The organism is Microbacterium yannicii, from assembly GCF_024055635.1.
Lineage (GTDB): Bacteria > Actinomycetota > Actinomycetes > Actinomycetales > Microbacteriaceae > Microbacterium > Microbacterium yannicii.
Window position 1 is genome coordinate 22,924 of record NZ_JAMXMB010000019.1, and the last position, 6,935, is coordinate 29,858.

The window sequence follows — 6,935 nt, forward strand, 5'->3', positions numbered from 1 at the left end:
CGCGGCCCGCTGTCGCGCGCCGTTCCGGCCGCCGCTCCCGCCGCCGTCAGTCCGGCAGCCGGAACGCCTCGGCGGCTCGTGCGCGGTCGTCGGTCGCCAGGTCGGCGAGCACCGCACCGACGGCGGGCGTGAACTTGAAGCCGTGGCCGGAGAACCCCGCGCCCACGACGACCCGACCTCGGCGGTCGAGCACGAAGTCCTCGGAGTCCGTCGACGTGTAGGTGCAGCTGATCGGAGCGGCGCTGTCGGCGTCGAGCCCCGGCATCCACTCGTCGACGTAGTCCCGCAGTCGTGCCGCGAGCTCCGGCACCGGCCGGAGGGTCCGACGGTCGGGGTCGACGACCGGCCCGACGTGATGGAACCCCACTTTGACGCCCTCGCCGGGCGTCGGCATGCCGTACACGTTTCCGGGGTACGACGGGCGCGGCAGCAGGTGGTTGAACGACGGCCACGCCTGCGCGGCGCCGCGCGCGGCGAAGTGCGCGGGGCTCTCTTCGGTGACCGTCAGCCGGGGGAGCGGGAACCCGGGCAGCACCTTCGAGGTCCACGCGCCCGCGGTCACGACGACGACATCAGCGGTGATGTCATAGCGGCTGCCGTCGGCCACCACCGCGGCCGACACATGGTCGGCGTGCTCCTCGAGAGCGACGACGGCGTGCCCGAATCGAAGGTCGGCGCCGCGGACGCGCGCATCCCGTTCCAGCGCCGCGAGCGCGGCCTCGGCGCGCACCACTCCGGCGTCGGGGGTGAACAGCACGTCGCCCGCGAACCGCATGCCGCTCCAGCGGCGGGATGCCTCCGCCGGGTCGAGGACGGTCGCCCGTTCGCCGCGAGCGGTCAGCGCCGCATGCGTCTCGGCGACGCGCGCGTCATCTCCGTGCGTCACCAGGCCGTGCAGTCGCAGCAGCGGCTCGCCCGTCACACGTGCGAGCTCGTCCCACTCCGCGCGGGCGAGACCCAAGAGGTCGAGGTAGTGCTCCTCGGCGTAGGCGTTGTTGAAGTTCCGCGTCGCCCCGTGCGAGGCGCCGAGCTCGTGGCCCCGTTCAAATCGCTCGAGGGCCAGGACCGTGTGCCCCCGCCGGGCCAGCTGCCACGTCGTCGCGAGTCCCATGGCGCCGCCGCCGACGACGAGATGCGAGACGTGCTCGGTCACGGGTCCTCCACGGGTCTCGGGCGGTCGGGCGGCGCCCACGCGGAACGCCGCACGGGCGCCGTCGCAGCCGCAGGCGCGGGCTGCGGCATCCGTCATCCATCCTCGCGCAATGCACGTGAGCCGTCGGCGCGGAGTCGCCGTATGACGTCCGGCGCTCCGCGCACCGATGACGGAGTGTCGCTACCCTGGCGCCATGATCAGGCAGCGGCAGCACCCCGCGGCGACACAGCGCACCACCCGTCTCGAAGCGTTCACCGACGGCGTGTTCGCGATCGCGGCGACCCTCCTGGTGCTCGACCTCACGGCGCACTCCCTCGGCAGAGTCGATTCCGACGCCGACATGTGGGCGGCCCTCGGCGGCATGTCCGAGCTGTTCGTCAACTTCGTGATCAGCTTCGCGCTGCTCTGCATCCTCTGGATGGTGCATGTGCAGCAGTTCGAGCACATCGCCCGGGTCGACGCGACGATGCTGTGGCTCAACAACGCACGGCTGCTGTTCATCGTGCTGGTGCCGTTCGCGACCGGGCTGATGACGGAGTACGAAGAGTTCTACGCGGGCCGGCTCGCGATGCCGGTCACCTTCTTCCTCGCCATCCTGTTCAGCTGGGTGCAGTGGCAGTGGGCGGTTCGCCATCGCGAGGTCATTCTGCCCGGCATGAGTGCAGCGGATGCCGCGGCCTACGGCCGCGGTTCGCTCAGCGCCCTCCTGATCAGCGGCGCGGTCGTCGTGCTGTCGCCGTGGATCGGGTCCTTCGCGTTCCTGCTGTTCCTGCTCGACGGCGTCTTCACCCGGCTGCTGCGCGGCAAAGGCGCCTGACCGGGCGGACGGCGTCGCTCGAGACACCGCCGGCGGAGGCGCCCACGGCCGCGGTAGCGATCGTGTGCTCTCGCCGAGCGCACATGTCCGCGACGTGCGGAGCGTGCGGTTTCGGCGAGAGCACACGATGTGGACGGGTGCGTCGGTTCAGCGCACGGCAACCGGCTCGAGCACGGCGACGTCCGGCTCGACGGCGTCGGCGCCCACGGCATCCGTCCCCTTGCCCGACGGGAGCCACAGCGCCACGACGGCCGCCGCGAGCAGCACCGCCGCCCCGGTGAACACGGCGGGGCGCGCCGCCTCGACGTAGAGGTCGGGGAGGAGCTCCCCGCCGGCGCTCACGAAGATCGCGGTCATCACGGCGGTGCCCAGCGCGACGCCCAGTTCGCGGACCGTCGAGTTCACGCCGGACGCTTTCGCGTGGTCGATGAGCCCGAGGGTCGCCAGCAGGGCGGTCGCCGACGGGGCGAACACGAGCGCCATGCCGACGCCGGCCATCACGAACGGGGCGATGAGCACCGGGTAGTCGAGGTCGGTCGACATGATCGCCGCGATCCAGCTCAGCGCGGCGCCCTGCAGGACGAGGCCGAGCACGAGCAGCACGCGCGTGCCGACCCGCGGGGCCAGGATGCCGGCGATCGGGGCGACGATCATCGGCGCGAGGGTCCAGGGCGTGGTCTGCACGGCGGCCTCGAACGGGGTGGAGCCCTGCACGACCTGCAGGTACTGGATGAGGATGAACACGGAGCCGAAGGTCCCGAAGCTGAAGGCGAAGCCGACGATGTTCGTGATCGAGAACGAGCGGTCGCGGAACAGTCGCAACGGCATCAACGGGGCCTTCGCCCGCGCCTGCCACACGAGGAACGCGGCGATCAGCAGCGCGCCGAGGACGATCTCGATGACCACGCCCGGCGAACCCCACCCGTCGTCGTTGCCACGGACGATCGCGTGGACCACCGCCAGCACGCCGGCTGCGGCGAGCACCGCTCCTGGCACGTCGATGCGGGCCCGTGCGCCGAAGTCGTTGTTCAGCACGATCAGCGCGAGGGGGATCGCGATGAGGGCAACGGGCACGTTGATCCAGAAGATGGCCTGCCAGTTCCAGCCCTCCATGATCGCGCCGCCGATGAGCGGCCCGACCGCGACGCCGAGACCGGACACGCCGCCCCAGATGCCGATCGCGAGGGCGCGTCGCGCGGGTGGCACGGCGCCGGTCAGCAGCGCCAGTGACAGCGGCATGACCCCCGCGGCCCCGAGGCCCTGGAGTGCGCGTGCCCCGATGAGCTGGCCGGGGTCGGTGCTGAGCGCCGCGAGCACCGAGCCCGCTCCGAAGACGGCGATGCCGATGACGAACAGCGTGCGTCGGCCGAAGCGATCGCCGAGCGCCGACGCGATGAGGATCGCACCGGCGAACGCGAGCGTGTAGGCGTTGACGAACCACTGCAGCTCCTCGACGCTGGCGCCCATGTCGCGGTGCAGCACCGGCAGCGCGTTGGTCATGACGAGGTTGTCGAGCGTGGCCATGAACATCGGGAGGGATGCCGCGGCCACCACGAGCGCGAACGGTCGAGGCCGTCGCGTCCGTGGGGCGAGAGAGGTGTCGGTCATGAGGATCTCCGGTTGTAATCGAATGATTACCACAATGTAGTAATCGACTGATTACAAAGTCAAGTCATCCGCTGATAACCTTTTCGCATGACATCTGTGCAGCGGAACGGCAGCGGCGCCACCGCGCTCGATGAACCGAACGAGACGGGCAAGCGCCTGTCGTCGGACGAGCGGCGCCGCCAGATCCTCATCGCCGCGATGGCCGTCTTCGGCACCCGCGGGTACGAGGGCGCGACGACCGACGAGGTGGCCCGCGCCGCGGGCGTCAGCCAGCCCTACGTCGTGCGCCTGTTCGGTACCAAGGAGAACCTGTTCCTCGCGACCATCGACGAAGCCCTGACCCGACTGCTCGCGGCATTCCGCGCCGCGCTCGCTGCGGACGACGACGCCGACCGCGACCCCGGGATCACCGAAGGCAAGGCGGCCGGCAAACGGATCGGCCAGGCGTACGTCGACCTCATCGAGGTGCGCGGCCTGCACCAGACCCTCGCGCACGCCTATCTCCTGGGCAGCAACCCGGTGATCGGCGCCGCCGCCCGGCGCGGGTTCGCCTCCGTGTGGCGCTTCTTCCGCGAGGAGATGGGACTCGATGCCGACGAGGCCCGCGCCTTCATGGCCGAGGGCATGCTCATCAGCACGATGATCGGGCTGCGCATCGTCGACGACTACGGCTCCGACCCGCAGATCACCGAGCTCTTCCGCTCGTGCTTCCCGACCGAGCTGCCCCACGTGCTCGACGTCCTCCCGCGCGGCACCGAGCGCTGGTAGCGGCCGCGGGTCGCAGCATCCGTCGAGGTCGTGCGATCTCGTCCAGAGCACCGGGCATTCCGCGCGCGCGACGTGCGGTCTCGGCGAGGTCGTGCGATCTCGCCGCCCGTTCTCGACGGATGCCGGCCCTTGGCCGCCGTCGGAGGTGCGGCGTATCGTCGGGGGCATGTGCCGGAACATCCACACGCTCCACAACTTCGAGCCCGCGGCCAGCTCCGACGAGGTGCACGCGGCTGCTCTCCAGTACGTGCGCAAGATCGCGGGCACCACGAAGCCCTCGAAGGCGAATCAGGAGGCGTTCGACCGCGCCGTCCACGACATCGCGCACATCACGCAGCACCTGCTGGACGACCTCGTCGCGGTGGCTCCGCCGAAGAACCGCGAGGAAGAAGCCGCCAAGGCGCGCGAGCGCGCGATCAAGTCCGGCCGCTACGCCGCCGCCTGAGCCGCGACGGGTCCGGAGCCCCGTCGTTGAGCGAGCGAGACGAACCGGCCTTGCCCGGCGCCGTCGGTCGGCTCGAGGCGTTTCGTCTCGGTCGCTGGCGCTCCCTCGCTCAACGACCGGCGCCGCTCGCTCGGTCGTTGTGCGAGCGAGGAACCTCTCGCTCGGTCGGTGAGCGAGCGAGACGAACCGGACTTGCCTGGCGCCGTCGGTCGGCTCGAGGCGTTTCGTCTCGGTCGCTGGCGCTCCCTCGCTCAACGACCGGCGCCTCTCCCTCGGTCGTTGAGCGAGCGAGGAACGAGCGAGACGAAACGCGCCGGGGTGACGCGACGCCCCCGGCTCGGATAGTCTGGTCGGCTCCCTCGGTGACGGACGCTTCGGAGCAGACAGGGACCATCGTGGGCTACATCGACATCGCCGCCATCTCGTATGCGCTGCCCGACGGTCGGCCGCTGCTCGACGAGGTCTCGTTCCGGGTGGGCGAGGGGTCGACCACGGCTCTCATCGGTCAGAACGGCGCAGGCAAGACGACACTGCTGCGGATCATCCGCGACGAGATTCCCGCGCTGTCGGGCGTCGTCTCGATCGACGGCGGCCTCGGAGTGATGGACCAGTTCGTCGGCCACGGCGGGCCGGGGCAGACCGTCCACGATCTGCTCATCGCCGTCGCCCCCGACCGTGTGCGCCGCGCCGCCCGCGAACTCGAGGATTCCGAGGCCGCGATCATCGAGCACGACGACCTCGACACGCAGATGCGGTACGCCGGCGCGCTCGCCGACTACGCCGAGGCGGGCGGCTACGAGTACGAGACCGTCTGGGACACCTGCACGACCGCGGCCCTCGGCATCCCGTTCTCGAGGGCACGGTTCCGCGAGCTCACGACGCTGTCGGGCGGCGAGCAGAAGCGGCTCGCGCTCGAAGCACTGCTGCGAGGACCCGACCAGGTGCTGCTGCTGGACGAGCCCGACAACTACCTCGACGTTCCAGGCAAGCGATGGCTCGAGGAGCGCCTGCGCGAGACGGCGAAGACGGTGCTGCTGGTGTCGCACGACCGGGAGCTGCTGGCACGGGCCGCCGACCGCATCGTGACGCTCGAGGTCGGCGGCGCCGGCAGCACGGCGTGGGTGCACGGCGGCGGGTTCGGCACCTACCACCGGGCGCGCGACGACCGGATGGCCCGACTCGACGAGCTGCGGCGCCGCTGGGACGAGCAGCACGTCAAGCTCAAGGAGCTCGTCGCGACGCTCAAGGTGAAGGCCACCGCGAACGACGCCTTCACGTCGCGCTACCGCGCCGCCCAGACGCGCCTGCGCAAGTTCGAGGAGGCAGGACCTCCGCAGGAGCGTCCGAAGGAGCAGGATCTCGACGTGCGGCTGCGCGGTGCGCGCACCGGGCGACGGGCCGTCGTCGCCGAGCAGCTCGAGCTCACCGGCCTCATGAAGCCGTTCGACCTCGAGGTGTGGTTCGGCGACCGGGTGGCGGTGCTGGGCTCGAACGGGTCGGGCAAGTCGCACTTCCTCCGGCTGCTGGCCCGCGGCGGCAGCGATCCCGACGGTCGGCTGGGGCACCTCACGAGCACCGGCGCGGCGCTCGATCCCGTCGCGCACACCGGGCGGGCGATCCTCGGCGCCCGCGTCGTGCCCGGCTGGTTCGCGCAGACCCACCGCCACCCCGAGTTCGACGGCAAGACGCTGCTCGACATCCTGCACCGCGGGGAGGACGCCCGCGGCGGGCTGCCCCGCGATGCGGCGAGCAGCGCCCTGGATCGCTACGGCCTCGTCGGCCAGGCCGAGCAGACGTTCGACAGCCTGTCGGGCGGGCAGCAGGCGCGGTTCCAGATCCTTCTGCTCGAGCTGTCGGGCGCGACGCTGCTGCTGCTCGACGAGCCGACCGACAACCTCGACCTGGTGTCGGCCGAGGCGCTGCAGGACGCGCTCGCACGGTTCGAGGGCACCGTTCTCGCCGTCACGCACGACCGCTGGCTCGCGAAGTCGTTCGACCGCTTCCTGGTCTTCGGTTCCGACGGCCAGGTGTTCGAGTCCGACCAGCCGGTCTGGGACGAGACGCGCGTCGCGCGCGCCCGGTGAGGGGTGCGGTCCCCACGCCCCACGCAGCGCTGGCGCCTCGCGCGCGCACGCTGAGGGGTG

The 6,935-nt window shown here is 71.3% G+C and carries 6 protein-coding genes; 4 read left to right on the forward strand and 2 right to left on the reverse strand.

All coding sequences use genetic code 11. The annotated features are described in order from the left end of the window. Nucleotides 1–46 precede the first annotated feature (46 nt). A complete protein-coding gene (locus tag NCG93_RS08455) occupies nt 47–1,153 on the reverse strand; it encodes an FAD-dependent oxidoreductase (protein WP_194414966.1) in 1,107 nt (368 codons plus the stop codon). Nucleotides 1,154–1,346: 193 nt separating this feature from the next. Between NCG93_RS08455 and NCG93_RS08460 the strand changes: the two genes are divergently transcribed. Beyond that, entirely contained in the window at nt 1,347–1,970 is a 624-nt protein-coding gene (locus tag NCG93_RS08460; protein ID WP_194414420.1) for a TMEM175 family protein, read from the forward strand. A gap of 147 nt (nt 1,971–2,117) precedes the next feature. Here NCG93_RS08460 and NCG93_RS08465 read toward each other — a convergent pair whose 3' ends face one another. Next, nucleotides 2,118–3,578 (reverse strand): MFS transporter, encoded by a 1,461-nt coding sequence (locus NCG93_RS08465; protein WP_194414419.1) that lies wholly within the window; start codon nt 3,576–3,578, stop codon nt 2,118–2,120. Between the two features lie 87 nt (nt 3,579–3,665). On the opposite strand from NCG93_RS08465, the gene NCG93_RS08470 reads away from it, so the two are divergent. The 3 genes from NCG93_RS08470 (at nt 3,666) to NCG93_RS08480 (ending at nt 6,875) form a co-directional block, all read left to right on the forward strand. Next, nucleotides 3,666–4,346 carry a TetR/AcrR family transcriptional regulator gene (locus NCG93_RS08470; protein ID WP_194414418.1) on the forward strand — a complete coding sequence of 227 codons (681 nt, stop codon included), beginning with the start codon at nt 3,666–3,668 and terminating at the stop codon, nt 4,344–4,346. Nucleotides 4,347–4,512: 166 nt separating this feature from the next. Further along, on the forward strand, nt 4,513–4,791 hold the full coding sequence (locus NCG93_RS08475; RefSeq protein ID WP_194414417.1) for a DUF2277 domain-containing protein: 279 nt from the start codon (nt 4,513–4,515) through the stop codon (nt 4,789–4,791). Nucleotides 4,792–5,186: 395 nt separating this feature from the next. Further along, nucleotides 5,187–6,875, forward strand: a complete 1,689-nt coding sequence (locus NCG93_RS08480) for an ABC-F family ATP-binding cassette domain-containing protein (RefSeq protein ID WP_194414965.1) — start codon at nt 5,187–5,189, stop codon at nt 6,873–6,875. Nucleotides 6,876–6,935 lie beyond the last annotated feature (60 nt).

Coding starts and splice junctions, on each gene's coding strand:
- NCG93_RS08460 (WP_194414420.1), top strand. CDS start 1,347: ATGATCAGGCAGCGGCAGCACCCCGCGGCGACACAGCGCACCACCCGT.
- NCG93_RS08465 (WP_194414419.1), bottom strand. CDS start 3,578: ATGACCGACACCTCTCTCGCCCCACGGACGCGACGGCCTCGACCGTTC.
- NCG93_RS08470 (WP_194414418.1), top strand. CDS start 3,666: ATGACATCTGTGCAGCGGAACGGCAGCGGCGCCACCGCGCTCGATGAA.
- NCG93_RS08475 (WP_194414417.1), top strand. CDS start 4,513: ATGTGCCGGAACATCCACACGCTCCACAACTTCGAGCCCGCGGCCAGC.